Here is a 13,493-nt window from a genome sequence, read left to right on the forward strand (position 1 = left end):
ACTAACGCCGCCTATGGATCCTAGGCAAACGATTAATTCGCTTAGGGCTTCACCTGGGGATCCTCGGTCGCGAGGGCGAGCCGGTGCACAGGCGGATGCGGGATGCGGAGGTCCGGACGCCAGGTCGCGAGAATCTGCGCCGACGGGTCGAAGAGCGGCGCGGGGAGCGCGTCGGGCGGAGTCCATTCCCAGGTGCTGATCAGCTGCGGCTCGGTCACCCGCGCGGTGCCGGAGTCCACCCGCACCAGGGCGGCCATCGTCACACGGTTGATCCCGCCGAGGGCGTCGTGCAGCATCGCGAAGACGGTGACCTCGTCCTCGGGGACCGTCAGCCCGGTCTCCTCGCGCAGCTCGCGCACGGCCGCCGCCGCCACGGACTCGGGCAGCGGGTCGACCTTGCCGCCGGGCAGCTCCCAGGTGCCGCTGTGGTGCCGGCCGAGCAGCACCCGGCCCCGCGCGTCCTGCACGATCACCCCGACCCCCAGTGCCGCCTGGGCCTTGGGAGGTTGAGTGTTGCGGGAGGGGGCGTGGGGGTTCTCGGTGGCCATGGTGCTCCTCTGTGCGGGGGCGGTCCGGTTCGGGCGTCGAGCCTACGGGGACGCCGGGCCCGGCCCCGCCGGACAGGCGCTACGGGGGCGCCGCCTGCGCGGCCGCGCTCACACCGCCAGCCGCAGCGAGGTCTCCGAGACGCCCAGCCGTACGCTCTGCCCCCACGTCAGCTCCAGCGCGTCCGTCTCCATGCCGTCGCCGAACACCACCACCCGGTCCGACTCCACGGTCAGCCGCAGCCCCTGCCCGGGTCCCAGCTCGCCCGAGACGAACGAGGTGCCCGTCGACGGCGACGGCCACGCCTCCCGGACGAACCAGAGCAGCCGGGGATCGGCGGGTCCGGGCAGCGCGAGGGCGCTGCGGCGCTCCTGCCACAGCGAGCGCAGCCAGCCGGTGGCCCCGGTGCCCGTGCCGACCAGGACGCCGGAGGACGCCTGCGGCTCGGCGGGGGAGTCCACCGCGTCGGGCCCCAGCCGGTAGCGCGCCGTCTGGTGGCCGGGCGGGCCGAGGTAGATCTCGTTGAGGGCGAGCAGCCGCTGTGTGTCGTCGGCCACCGCCTCCACCATCGTCAGCGCGTCGGCCCGCCCGCCGGGCGCCACGGCCGCCCGCATGAGCGCCCCCGCGTCGGCCGGCCGGTGGCGCACCAGGACGCCGGGGTTGCGGCCCGGGTCGGTGTCGATGCCGACGACCGGCTGGCCGGAGAGGTACTTCGCGGCGTTGGCGACCAGGCCGTCCTGCCCGACGACCACCACCACGTCCTCGGGCGCGAACAGGAACCGGTCCAGGTCCGCCCGCTCCACCCGGCAGTGGCGCCACTGGAGCGGCACGACCGCCGCCACATCCGCCAGCGCCTGCCGGGTCCGCTCGTGCCTGCGGGCCACCTCGTCGATGGACCGGCCGCGCGCGGCGAGGACGAACGCGGCCTGGCCGTGCGTGCCGTGCCGGGCGAGCAGTTCCTCGTACTCGGTGGTGCGGTGGACCAGCACCGCCCTCGGGGCGAGGCTCACGCCCCGGCCTCCGGCCGGCCGAGCTTGCTGAGCAGGCCGGTGAGGACGTCCGGCGACAGGGTGAGGCTGTCGATGTGCGGCAGATTCTCTGCGAGCCGGGTGGCCGCCAGCGCGTGCAGGGTCGCGGCCTCCACCTCGCCGTGCGCCCGCAGCCAGGCCGCCTGGGCCTCGGCGCGCGCCGCGCCCACCGCGCGAGCCGCCTCGGCCTCGGCCCCGGCCAGCCGCACCGTGCGGGCGGCCTCCGCCTCGGCGCGCACCCCGTCGGCCGCGGCGCCCTCCTCGGCCTCGCGGCGGGCGTTGGTGCCGCGCTGCTCGACGAGCTGTTCCTCGCGCCGGGCGAGCTCGATCTGGCTGGCGAGCTCGTTCTCGGCGATGGTCCGCTCGCGCTCGACGGCCACGGCGCGCCGTTCGTACGTGGCCCGGTCGGCCTCCTGCTGGATCTGCTCGCGGGCGGGGGTGCGCAGGGCGCGCTCCACCTCGGCCTCGGGGCGGATGGCGACGACGCGCACGGCGACCACGTCGATGCCGGTGGCGGGCAGCCTGGGCTCGGCGGCGAGACCGGCCGCCACCCGCTCGCGGACGGCGGCGACCCCGTCGACCAAGGCGGTGGCCAGCGGGGTGCGGGCCAGGACGTCCAGGGTGTGCTGCTGGGCGGTCTCGGTGAGGAGGGTGGCGATCTGTTCGAGGGGTGCGCCGCGCCAGGCGCCGGTGTCCGGGTCGACGGAGAAGTCCAGGCGGGCGGCGGCCTCGGCCGGGTCGCTGATGCGGTAGGTCACGGTGGCCTGCACCGTGACGTCCTGGAAGTCGGAGGTGCGTGCGTGGAATGCCATGGCCAGCTCGCGGTCGTTGACCGGCACCTCGGAGAGTGCGGCGCTCAGCGACCGGTACCAGAAGCTCAGCCCGGTCCCGTCGTGGGCGAGCCGGCCGCGCTTGTGGTGGCGGATGTGCGCGGTGGGTGCCGAGCGCAGATGGCGCCAGCCGAAGCGGCGGGTGATGTCGGCCATGGGGACCCCCTCGATTTATTTTCGTCAAGAGGACGATAAAGGAGTCAGGTCTTATCGTCAAGAGGACGAATAAAGAGGGATCCGGGTACGCGAACGGCCGGTGACTTCGGAGAAGTCACCGGCCGGCCGGGTTGCGCGCCGCCCCCGTCCCCACGGTGCGGCGCGGGCGGGTCGTCGTCATCCGCTGGGACGACGGCCCACGTCTGTCAGGACCCGGACGCCGGGGCGTCCAGGCCGAGTGCGGGAAGGACCGCGCCCTCCACGAAACGGACGAGGTAGCTCTCGTCCGCGTACGCCCCCGCGAGCATCGGCCGGGCGCGCATCACGCCGAGCAGCTGCGCGGAGACGAACTCCGCCGCCGGGTTGTCCGCCGCCACCTCGCCGCGCTCCACGCCGCGCCGTACGAGCGCGTCGATCGCCGCCAGCTCGGGCAGGATCAGTGACTCGCGCAGGGCGCACAGCAGCTCCGGGCTCTGGAGTGCCGCGTGGCTCAGCGCCAGCATCAGGGACGTGTCACGCCCCGAACCCTCACCGATCGCCCGCGCCGCCTCCAGCAGGTCGCCCGCCAGTGATCCGGTGTCGATCTTCCGCAGGGCGCCGCGCCGGGTGCCGTTCAGGGCGGCCACCACCAGCTCGGGCTTCGACCCCCACTGGCGGTAGAGCGTGGACTTGCCGCAGCGGGAGCGGGCGGCGACCCCCTCCATGGTCAGCGACTCGTAGCCGCTCTCCCTCAGCGTGTCGAGCACGGCGGTGTAGAGCTCCTGGGCCCGCTCCGGCGTGATCTTCGACCGGCGCTGCGCGGGCGGCTGCTCCTGCTCGGTCTGCTGCGGCGACATGTGCCTTCCCTCTCTGCGGCTCTGCGACGAGGTCCATCGATACGCCAGTGTACCGATACGCGAGTGTTCCGATACGCCTCCGTATCGGTACACTGGCGTATCGATAAGGGCGGAGAGCCGCCGCCAGCCGCATCGTCAGCAAAGGGGCACCGGGTGAAGTACGCCGGTAACAAGCCCGTAGACCCGCAGTCCCCGGACACCACTGCCCGCCCGCCCCTGGTCCGCGAGCTCCTTCTCGTCGCCGGGCTCTTCCTGGTCTACAAGCTCGGCCGCCAGGCCGCCAACGGTCACATGGACGAGGCGTTCCGCAACGGCGACCGCGTCTGGGACCTGGAGCGCGCCGTGCACCTGCCCGGCGAGGGCATCGTGCAGCGGCTGCTCCTGCACGACGACACGCTGATCCACCTGGCGAACACCTACTACGCGACCGTGCACTTCCCGGCCACGGTGCTCTTCCTCGCCTGGCTCTACTGGCGCCGGCCCCGCCACTACGTGTGGTCCCGCCGCGTCCTCGCCGTGCTCACCGGTGCCGCGCTCGCCCTGCACCTGCTCTTCCCGCTCGCCCCGCCGCGGCTGCTCGCCGCCGCCCATCTCGTCGACACCGGCCGGGTCTACGGACCGTCGGTGTACGGGGCCCGGCCGGCCGCCGACTCCATGGCCAACCAGTTCGCCGCGATGCCCTCGCTGCACTTCGGCTGGGCCGTCATGGTCGGCGTCGGCCTCGTCGTCGCCACCCGTTCCCGCTGGCGCTGGCTGTGGCTGCTGCACCCGGCGATCACCCTGTTCGTCATCGTCGGCACCGCCAACCACTACTGGCTCGACTCCATCGTGGTGGCCGCCCTGCTCGCGGTGATCCTCGTGGCTCTGCCGCTGCGGCGCGCCGAACCCGTCCGCCCGCCGCTGCCGTGGCCGTCCGTCGTGCCCCAGCGGGAGCACTCCGCGGTGTACGCCCCCTCCGGGGCCCGCCGGTGAACGCCACCCTGGCAGCCGTCGCGCTGTCCCTCGTCTCCGCCGCCGCGTACGCCGCCGCCGCGGTGGCCCAGGCCCGGCTGGCCGAACGCACCGCACCCGGCACCGGAACGCTCCGGATGCTCGGGCGCGGCGCCTGGTGGTGCGCGGTCGGCATGAACGCGGGCGGGGCGCTGCTGCACGTGGCCGCCCTGAAGTACGGGCCGCTCACCCTCGTCCAGCCGCTCGGCGCACTGACCCTGGTGGCGGCGGTCCCGCTGGGCGCCCGTGCCGCCGGTCGCCGGGTCACCCTCACCGAGTGGCGCGGCACCCTGCTCACGCTGCTCGGCCTCGGCGCCCTGCTCCTGACGGCGGGCGGATCCGCCCCGCACGAGACGCTCACCCTGCCCGAGGCGCTGGCCGTGGGCGCGGGGACCATGGCCCTCGTCGCCGGCCTCAGCCGCCCCGGCGCCCGCCCCGGACTCCGGCACGCGGCGGCGTCCGGCATCACCTCGGGTGTCGCCTCCGCGCTCACCCAGACCCTGACCGTCGCGGCCACCGACCACACGGGACCGCTGCTCAGCGCCCGCCTGGTGGTCGTCGCCCTGCTCGTGTCCGCCTTCGCGATGGGCGGCCTGCTGCTCTCCCAGACCGCCTACCGGGGCGGACTCGGGGCGCCGCTCGCCGTCGTCACCCTCGCCAACCCGGTCGCCGCCGCGGTCATCGGCCTCGCGCTGCTGGGGGAGCGGTTCCAGGGCGGCCCGGCCGGTCTTGTCCCGGCACTGCTCGGCACCGCGGCGGCCGTCAGGGGCGTGATCCTTCTCAGCCGGGCCCAGGCTCGGACCGCCCCCGCCGTGGCCGGGGCCCCGCCGGCCACCCCGTCGCGGGTGGTCATCAGCAGCCCCCGTCCGACGCGCCGGGAACAGCGGCGCCGGGTCGGGGCGGGGCGCCACTGAGGCGCGGGCGTCACGCCGGGGGGTCCGCCAGTGCGCGGGTGATCCACCCGATCCAGAAGTTCTCCAGGTCGATGCCACCGCGCAGTACCAGATGCCGCAGCCGGTCCTCGGGCGCGTCCCGCTCCGGCGGGAAGTCCCGGGTCTCGATCTCCAGGTACTCGGCGAGCTGCCGCCGGTGCAGCTCCAGATGGCGGCGCAGCTCCGCGTCCAGCCCCGGCGCCCCGACCACCGCCGCCGCCCGCATCCGCAGCAGCAGCGGATCGCGTACCTGCTTGGGGTCCTCCTGCCGGGCCACCCAGGCGGACAGCGCCTCGCGGCCCGCCGGCAGCACCTCGTACTCCTTCTTCTGCCCCCGGGCCGGCTGCGCCGAGGGCAGCGCCCTGATCTGCCCGGCCTGCTCCAGCTTGCCCAGCTCGCGGTAGATCTGCTGGTGCGTGGCCGACCAGAAGTAGCCGATCGACCGGTCGAACCTACGGGTCAGTTCGAGGCCCGACGAGGGCTTCTCCAGCAGGGCGGTGAGGATCGCGTACGGCAGTGACATGGGGTGCATCCTAGGGACGGCCGGGCGGCCCGCAGCCGCCCGGCGTCCGGGTCAGAGCGAGCCGGCGAGTTCCGTGCCCTGGCGGATCGCGCGCTTGGCGTCCAGCTCGGCCGCGACGTCGGCGCCGCCGATCAGGTGCGCGCTACGGCCCGCGGCGAGCAGTTCCTCGTACAGGTCCCGGCGCGGTTCCTGGCCGGCGCACAGCACGATCGTGTCGACCGGCAGTACGTGCCGCTCGTCGCCGACCGTGATGTGCAGGCCCTCGTCGTCGATCCGGTCGTACGTGACGCCCGCGGTCATCGTGACCCCGCGGTGGCGCAGTTCGGTGCGGTGGATCCAGCCGGTCGTCTTGCCGAGGCCCGCGCCGACCTTGCTGGTCTTGCGCTGGAGCAGATGGACGGTACGGGCGGTTTTCGGGCGCTCCGGTGCGGCGAGGCCGCCGCGTTCCCGGTACTCGGTGTCGACGCCCCACTGCCGGAAGAAGACCTCCGGGTCCAGGCTCGCGGCCTCGCCGCCGTCCGTCAGGAACTCCGCCACGTCGAAGCCGATCCCGCCCGCCCCGACGAGCGCGACCCGGTCGCCGACCGGCGCCCCGTGGCGCAGCACGTCGAGGTAGCTGACGACGCTGGGGTGATCGACCCCGGGGATCGGAGGGGTGCGGGGCGTGACACCGGTGGCGAGGACCACCTCGTCGAAGCCTTCGAGGTCCCCGGCGCCGACCGGAGTGCCGAGCCGCAGGGCGACCTTCTCCTCCGCGAGCCGGGTGCGGAAGTAGCGCAGCGTCTCGTTGAACTCCCCCTTGCCCGGCACCCGGCGGGCCACGTTCAGCTGCCCGCCGATCTCGTCGGCCGCGTCGAACAGCGTGACCTCGTGGCCGCGTTCGGCGGCTGTGACCGCGCAGGCGAGTCCGGCGGGCCCGGCGCCGACGACGGCGACGCGCTTGCGGGTGCGGGTCGGCGACAGGACGAGTTCCGTCTCGTGGCAGGCGCGCGGATTGACCAGGCAGGAAGTGACCTTGCCGCTGAAGATGTGGTCCAGGCACGCCTGGTTGCAGCCGATGCAGGTGTTGATCGCGTCGGCGCGGCCGGCCGCCGCCTTCGCCACGAAGTCCGGGTCGGCCAGGAACGGCCGGGCCATCGACACCATGTCCGCGCGGCCCGACGCGAGGACCTGTTCGGCGGTCTCCGGTGTGTTGATGCGGTTGCTCGTCACCAGCGGTACGGAGACGGCCCCGCGCACCTTCTCGGTGACCCAGGTGAAGGCGGCCCGGGGAACCGAGGTCGCGATGGTGGGGATGCGGGCCTCGTGCCAGCCGATGCCCGTGTTGATGATCGTCGCGCCGGCCGCCTCGATCTCCCGGGCCAGGTGCACGACCTCCTCCAGGGACGAGCCGCCGGGCACCAGGTCCAGCATCGACAGCCGGTAGATGATGATGAAGTCGCTGCCGACCCGCTCGCGGACCCGGCGGACGATCTCGACGGGGAACCGGATGCGGTTCTCGTACGAGCCGCCCCAGCGGTCCTCGCGGTGGTTGGTCGCCGAGGCGATGAACTCGTTGATCAGATAGCCCTCGGAGCCCATGATCTCGACGCCGTCGTACCCCGCGCTCCGCGCCAGCGCCGCCGCCGTGACGAAGTCCTCGATCGTCTCCTCGACCTCGTCGTCGGTCAGGGCGTGCGGGGTGAACCCGCTGATCGGTGCCTGGAGCGCGCTCGGTGCCACCAGGCCCGGGTGATGCGCGTACCGGCCGAAGTGCAGGATCTGCAGGGCGATCCGGCCGCCCGCCTCGTGCACCGCCGAGGTCACCAGGGCGTGCTCCGCCGCCTCCGCCTCGGTCGTCATCTTCGCCCCGCCGGGGAACGAACAGCCCCGCTCGTTGGGCGCGATGCCGCCGGTGACCATGAGGCCGACGCCGCCCCGGGCACGCTCGGCGTAGAAGGCCGCCATGCGCTCGAAGCCGTTCTCGACCTCCTCCAGGCCGACGTGCATCGACCCCATCAGCACCCTGTTCGGCAGGGTGGTGAACCCGAGGTCGAGCGGGCTCAGAAGGTGCGGATACGGGCTCATGCGGCGGCTCCTCGCTGTGGCGTCGCCCCAGTTCTAGACCACCGCCGCGCCATTGTGCAACAAGTTGCACAATGGCGTTCGTCGCACTGTGTCACGGCTCACGCCCCGGCCCCCGGGTCGCCCGGATGGAGCAGCACCACGGTCCGCGTGTTCCGGGGGGCGCGGAGAGTGGTGTCGTACGGAACCGAGGGGCCCGCGTCGTCCGGGCGGGGCCCCGGAACACCACCGGAGACCTTCATGGGCTGTGTCAACCGTCACGATCTCGGTCTGCTCGTCCTGCGCGCCGGCACCGGCGCGGTGCTCGCCGCGCACGGCGCCCAGAAGCTCTTCGGCTGGTTCGGCGGCGGGGGAGTCGAGGGGACCACCGCCGCCATGGAGGCGATGGGCTTCCATCCGCCGAAGCACAGTGCGCTCGCCGCCGGGCTCGGTGAGGCGGGCGGCGGCGTGCTGCTCGCCCTGGGCCTGGCCACGCCGGCCGCCGGTGCGGCGGCTGCCGGTGCGATGGCGGGCGCGGTGGCCGTCCACGCACCCGCGGGCTTCTTCGCGCAGGGCGGCGGATACGAGTACCCGGCCTTCCTCGGCTTCACCGCCGCAGCGATCGGCCTGACCGGCCCGGGGCGCTACTCGGTCGACCATGCCACCGGCCACGCGTTCAACCAGCCCTGGATGGTCGCGCTCGCCTTCGCCGGCAGCGCGGCGGCGGCGGCCGCCGTGGTCGGCAAACGGTCCCGGGCTCGGATGCCGGAGCCGGAGGAGTTCTGAGGGTGCGGTGCCGGAAAGGGGGTGGCCCGCGACGGCCTTCAGGCGTCACGGGCCACACGGGGGCCGCGCATCGGCTCAGCGGCGCCCCTTCGATGCCGCGACCAGTTCCGGGACCGTGCCGAACTTGACCCTCGGCCGTCCGCCGTCCCGGCCGCGTGCCCGCTCGGCCCGGTCGATGGCGGCCAGGCCGCGCGCGTCGACCACCTGACGGATGCGGCCCCGGACCAGGCGGGCGAACGCCTTGGCCGGGTGGGAGGGGGAGGGGAGCGCACCGGCCACCGCGTCCGCGAGCAGCGTGCCCACGGTCTCCGCCGCGCAGGTGCGGTTCGCGCCGATGCCCCCCGAGGGGCCCCGCTTGATCCAGCCGACGACATACGTGCCGGTCAGGCCGGCCACCCGGCCGCCCTCGTGCGGGACGGTGCCGCTCGCCTCGTCGAAGGGCAGGCCGGGAACCGCCCGGCCCCGGTACCCGATGGCCCGCAGGAACAGCTGCGCCGGGATCTCCGCCTCGCCGCCGTCCGCCGTGACCCGTACGCCCGCCACATCGTCCCCGCCGCGGATCTCCACGGGCGCCGAGTGGAAGCGGAACACGATGCGCCGCCCCTCGGCCGGAGAGCGCGACCAGTCGACGCGCTCCCGGCGTACCTCGTGCAGCACGGCCGCCGTGCTGCCCGGCGCCGCCTCCTCGATCGCGGGGCCGATGCGCGGATCGTGGTCGTCCACCACCAGCTCCACGCCCGGCAGATGCTTCAGCGCCAGCAGCTCGGACGAGGTGCACGCGGCGTCCTCCGGGCCGCGCCGGCCGAGCAGGACGACCTCGCGCACCGCCGAACCCCGCAGGGCCGCGAGCGCGTGGTCGGCGATGTCGGTGCCCGCGAGCCCGGCCGGGTCCGCGACGAGGATGCGCGCCACGTCGAGCGCCACGTTGCCGTTCCCGGCGACGACCACCCGCTCGGCCCGGGACAGGTCCACGGACTCCGGTGCCACCTCGGGGTGCGCGTTGTACCAGGAGACGAACGAGGTGGCCGCGATGCTGGACGGCAGGTCCTCGCCCGGGATGGAGAGCCGGCGGTCGGCGCCCGCCCCGACCGCGTAGATCACCGCGTCGTGGTGTGCCGCCAGCTCCTCGGCGGACAGGTCCTTGCCCACCTCGACCCCGAGGTGCATCCGTACCCGGGGATGGGAGTGGAACCGTGCGAAGGTCTCACCCACGCCTTTCGTGCCCGGGTGGTCCGGCGCCACCCCGTACCGGACGAGGCCGCCTGCCACCGGCAGCCGGTCGACCAGGGTCACCTCGGCGTTGGTGTGCAGCAGCAGATCCTCGGCGGCGTACATCCCGGCGGGCCCGGTCCCGACGACCGCCACCCGGATCGGCGCGAAGTCCGACGGCAGGCTCCGCTCGAAGGAAGGGGCGCCCCAGGCATGGAAGTTGGGCCCGGCAGCGGGCTCCGGCTCCCGGTCCGCGTAGTACGCCGCGTTGATGGCGGCGTACTCCTTGCGCGCCCCGAAGAGGCTGTCCACCGGGAAGATCGCGTCCACCGGGCAGGCGTCGGCGCAGGCCCCGCAGTCGATGCAGGTCTGCGGGTCGACGTACAGCATCTCCGTACTGCCGAAGTCCTGCTCCTGTGGCGTCGGGTGGATGCAGTTGACGGGGCACACGGCGACACAGGTGGCATCGCTGCAGCAGGTCTGGGTGATGGCGTAGGTCATGGCTCGGGCTCTCGGCTCGGGTCAGATCAGGTCGGCGCGCTTGTAGAAGAACAGGGCCGGCTTCGTCAGCAGACGGGCCGAGGCCAGGAACTCCATCAGCCCCGAACAGCTCGACCGCATCAGGGACTTGTGGTGCTCGTTGGTCTTCGCCTCGGCCCGCGCCCGCGCGGCGTCCAGGCCGGCGTTCGCGTACACGTCGCGGTTCACCATGCTGGTGACGATGTAGTACGAGGCGATGGCGACGACGAGCGCGTTGAGGTGGCGGCGCACCGGGCCCGCGCCGCGCAGGCGCTTGCGGGTCTCGTCGCGGGCGAACTTCATGTGGCGCGACTCCTCCACCACATGGATGTTGTTGATCGTGCGGACGAACGGCGCGACACGCTCGTCGCGCATCCAGTCGCGCTGCATCACGTCGAGCACCTCCTCCGCCACGAGGATCGCCGCGTACGCCGCCTCGCCGAAGGCGAGGGTCTTGAAGGCGCGGCCCAGTTCGAGCACCGGGCGGCGCGGCCGGTACGCCGGTGCGCCGAGCTTCGCCGCGCCCCGGGCGAACATGATCGAGTGCCGGCACTCGTCGGCGACCTCGGTCAGGGCCCACTGGAAGCGCGGGTCGGTCGGGTCCTTGGCGTACATGTCCCGCAGCACCATCTGCTGGAGGATCATCTCGAACCAGATGCCGGTACTGGCGACGGACGCGGCCTCCTGACGGGTCAGCGCCTTGCGCTGAGCCTCCGTCAGTTCGCCCCAGTACGCGGTGGCGTAGAGCGTGCTCCACTCGGGGCTCGCCCCGTGGTGGTCCGTGTCCAGGGGGGTGTCCCAGTCCACTTCGGTGGCCGGGTCGTACGAGAGCTTCGCGGACGAATCGAGCAGGCGCCGGGCGACGTCCTGCTCGGCGGCCCGGTCCTGGTCCTCCGGCCGAACGGTGCTGCTTGCCATGCTGCGGCTCCTTGACTGAGAGATCGACCCGGCGCCGTCCGGCCCCCATCCCGTGTCACCCGATGAGATCGCCTGCCGTCGAGCGCCGCCCTCGCTTGTTAGACGTCGCGTCTAGCAAGCTGTTAGACGGAAGGTATAGCAAGAGGCGCGCGGGAACTACCCCCGCGTAGGAAATTCCCACGTTCTCTCCACGGCGGGGAGGGTGTCCGTCGCCCGTCCGTGAGTGGGGCTTGTGTCCAGCCGGCTGTCCGGCCGGGCGGGCGTCTCGCGGTCGTTACGACCCGATTGCGCAGTGAACGGCCTAGAATTGACGTGGTCAAATCAAGAAAGCGCCGTCTTTTCGTGTTCACATCCTTGTACGCCGGCCTCGCCGAATCTATCCTCACCATCCAGAAAGCGCTTTCCATCTCTCTTCGACGAATGGGAACGAACATGAGGCGACCAGTCGCACTGCGACTCTCCGCGGCACTGTCCACGATGGCCCTGGCGGCCGCGACCGGGGCGGTCCTGACGATGCCCGAGGCCTCGGCCGCGGTGGCGGGCGGCGCCACCGGCTTCGCGAGCCAGAACGGCGGAACCACCGGCGGCGCGGGCGGGCAGACCGTACGGGCCACCACCGGGACGCAGATCCACGAGGCCCTGTGCGGCCGGGCCAGCAGCAGCACCCCGATCACCATCGAGGTCGAGGGCACCATCAACCACGCCAACACCGCCAAGGTGTCCGGCGACAGCTGCAACACGGCGGCCGGTGTCATCGAGCTCAAGCAGATCAGCAACGTCACGCTCGTCGGCGTCGGCAGCGGGGCCGTCTTCGACCAACTGGGCATCCACATCCGCCAGTCCAGCAACATCATCATCCAGAACGTGACGGTCAAGAACGTCAAGAAGTCCGGTTCGCCCACCTCGAACGGCGGCGACGCCATCGGCATGGAGAGCGACGTCCGCAACGTCTGGGTCGACCACGCCACCCTGGAGGCGTCCGGCGGCGAGGACGACGGGTTCGACGGCCTCTTCGACATGAAGGACAACACCCAGTACGTGACGCTGTCCTACAGCATCCTGCGCAACTCCGGCCGGGGCGGCCTCATCGGCTCCAGCGAGACCCAGCTCGACAACGGCTACGTCACGTTCCACCACAACCTGTACGAGAACGTCGACTCCCGCACACCGCTGCTGCGCGGCGGCGTCGCCCACATCTACAACAACTACTACATGAAGCTGAACAAGTCCGGCATCAACTCCCGGGCCGGAGCCCACGCCAAGGTGGACAACAACTACTTCAAGGACTCCAAGGACGTCCTCGGCACCTTCTACACGGACACCACCGGCTACTGGCAGGTGAGCGGCAACACCTTCGACAACGTCACCTGGTCCTCGCCCGGCACCGAGAACCACCCGGCCGGACCCGACCCGAAGTCCAACACCACCGTCAGCATCCCCTACGCGTACACCCTCGACGCCGCCTCCTGCGTGCCCTCCCTCGTGACCGGCACGGCCGGCGCCGGCAAGGGGCTGAAGGTCTCCGACGGCGACTGCTCCACCACCACACCGACCCCCGACCCGACCGACCCCACGCCGAACCCGACCGACCCCACCGACCCGACCACGCCCGGCGGCACCAACCTCAGCCTCGGCGCCGGCGCCGACGGCTCCAGCAAGGCGAGCGGAACGAGCTACGGCAACGTGCGCGACGGCGACCTCGGCACCTACTGGTCCCCGGCCGGCTCGACCGGCTCCGTCTCCGTCAAGTGGCCCTCCGCCACCAGCGTCTCCGCCGTCACCATCCGCGAGGCCGCGGGCGCCCAGGGCGTGATCGGCTCCTGGCGGCTGCTCAACGCCGACACCGGCGCGGTCCTCAAGACCGGCAGCGGGGCGGGCAGCGTCACCATCCCGGCCACCTCCCTGCGCAAGCTCACCTTCGAGATCACCGGCGCCAGTGGCACGCCGAAGGTCGCGGAGTTCGAGACGTACGCCGGATAGCGGCGCGACCACGGCCAGGCGGCCCGGTCCGGGAGCACCGACCTCCCGGACCGGGCTGCCGCATGTGCGGGTGGAGCGAGGGCCCCGAAACCACAGGCGACATCGGACGGTACCCCGGCGATCACTGGGTACGCGTGCCGGGACCGACACACGCGCTGCTGCGCCGGACGGATGGGCGCGGCCAGTGATTCGGACGA

At 72.9% G+C, this 13,493-nt stretch carries 12 protein-coding genes; 4 read left to right on the forward strand and 8 right to left on the reverse strand.

Annotation, left to right across the window (positions count from 1 at the left end; genetic code table 11):
• Nucleotides 1-41: 41 nt before the first annotated feature.
• From EAO73_RS24140 to EAO73_RS24155, 4 genes are all read right to left on the reverse strand, one after another.
• Nucleotides 42-548, reverse strand: coding sequence for a nucleotide triphosphate diphosphatase NUDT15 (locus tag EAO73_RS24140; protein WP_147973675.1), 507 nt, complete (start codon nt 546-548; stop codon nt 42-44).
• A gap of 108 nt (nt 549-656) precedes the next feature.
• On the reverse strand, nt 657-1,556 hold the full coding sequence (locus EAO73_RS24145) for a hypothetical protein (RefSeq protein ID WP_147973676.1): 900 nt from the start codon (nt 1,554-1,556) through the stop codon (nt 657-659).
• Nucleotides 1,553-2,560 (reverse strand): SPFH domain-containing protein, encoded by a 1,008-nt coding sequence (locus tag EAO73_RS24150; protein WP_147973677.1) that lies wholly within the window; start codon nt 2,558-2,560, stop codon nt 1,553-1,555. The genes EAO73_RS24145 and EAO73_RS24150 overlap by 4 nt, the downstream gene beginning before the upstream one ends.
• Nucleotides 2,561-2,766: 206 nt before the next feature.
• Nucleotides 2,767-3,396: a TetR/AcrR family transcriptional regulator gene (locus EAO73_RS24155; RefSeq protein ID WP_147973678.1), complete on the reverse strand. Its 630-nt coding sequence runs from the start codon at nt 3,394-3,396 to the stop codon at nt 2,767-2,769.
• A 153-nt stretch (nt 3,397-3,549) separates the two neighbouring features.
• Between EAO73_RS24155 and EAO73_RS24160 the strand changes: the two genes are divergently transcribed.
• Both EAO73_RS24160 and EAO73_RS24165 read left to right on the forward strand, forming a co-directional pair.
• Nucleotides 3,550-4,368, forward strand: coding sequence for a phosphatase PAP2 family protein (locus EAO73_RS24160; protein WP_147973679.1), 819 nt, complete (start codon nt 3,550-3,552; stop codon nt 4,366-4,368).
• The gene (locus EAO73_RS24165) at nt 4,365-5,300 is read left to right on the forward strand and encodes a hypothetical protein (protein WP_147973680.1); all 936 of its coding nucleotides are present in this window, start codon (nt 4,365-4,367) and stop codon (nt 5,298-5,300) included. The genes EAO73_RS24160 and EAO73_RS24165 overlap by 4 nt, the downstream gene beginning before the upstream one ends.
• A 10-nt stretch (nt 5,301-5,310) precedes the next feature.
• On the opposite strand, the gene EAO73_RS24170 is transcribed toward EAO73_RS24165, so the two are convergent.
• Together EAO73_RS24170 and EAO73_RS24175 are read right to left on the reverse strand one after the other, a co-directional pair.
• Nucleotides 5,311-5,841 (reverse strand): PadR family transcriptional regulator, encoded by a 531-nt coding sequence (locus EAO73_RS24170; protein ID WP_147973681.1) that lies wholly within the window; start codon nt 5,839-5,841, stop codon nt 5,311-5,313.
• A gap of 51 nt (nt 5,842-5,892) precedes the next feature.
• Nucleotides 5,893-7,908 (reverse strand): NADPH-dependent 2,4-dienoyl-CoA reductase, encoded by a 2,016-nt coding sequence (locus EAO73_RS24175; protein WP_147973682.1) that lies wholly within the window; start codon nt 7,906-7,908, stop codon nt 5,893-5,895.
• Nucleotides 7,909-8,145: 237 nt separating this feature from the next.
• Here EAO73_RS24175 and EAO73_RS24180 point away from each other — a divergent pair, with 237 nt between their 5' ends.
• Entirely contained in the window at nt 8,146-8,670 is a 525-nt protein-coding gene (locus EAO73_RS24180; RefSeq protein WP_147973683.1) for a DoxX family protein, read from the forward strand.
• A gap of 75 nt (nt 8,671-8,745) precedes the next feature.
• Here the strand turns inward: EAO73_RS24180 and EAO73_RS24185 are convergent, their stop codons facing one another.
• Both EAO73_RS24185 and EAO73_RS24190 read right to left on the reverse strand, forming a co-directional pair.
• A complete protein-coding gene (locus EAO73_RS24185; protein ID WP_147973684.1) occupies nt 8,746-10,380 on the reverse strand; it encodes an FAD-dependent oxidoreductase in 1,635 nt (544 codons plus the stop codon).
• A gap of 21 nt (nt 10,381-10,401) precedes the next feature.
• Entirely contained in the window at nt 10,402-11,316 is a 915-nt protein-coding gene (locus EAO73_RS24190) for an AurF N-oxygenase family protein (protein ID WP_132901436.1), read from the reverse strand.
• Between the two features lie 432 nt (nt 11,317-11,748).
• On the opposite strand from EAO73_RS24190, the gene EAO73_RS24195 reads away from it, so the two are divergent.
• Nucleotides 11,749-13,296 (forward strand): polysaccharide lyase family 1 protein, encoded by a 1,548-nt coding sequence (locus EAO73_RS24195; protein ID WP_147973685.1) that lies wholly within the window; start codon nt 11,749-11,751, stop codon nt 13,294-13,296.
• The last annotated feature ends 197 nt before the right edge of the window (nt 13,297-13,493 follow it).

The organism is Streptomyces sp. col6 (genome assembly GCF_008042035.1).
In the GTDB taxonomy this organism is placed as follows: Bacteria; Actinomycetota; Actinomycetes; order Streptomycetales; family Streptomycetaceae; genus Streptomyces.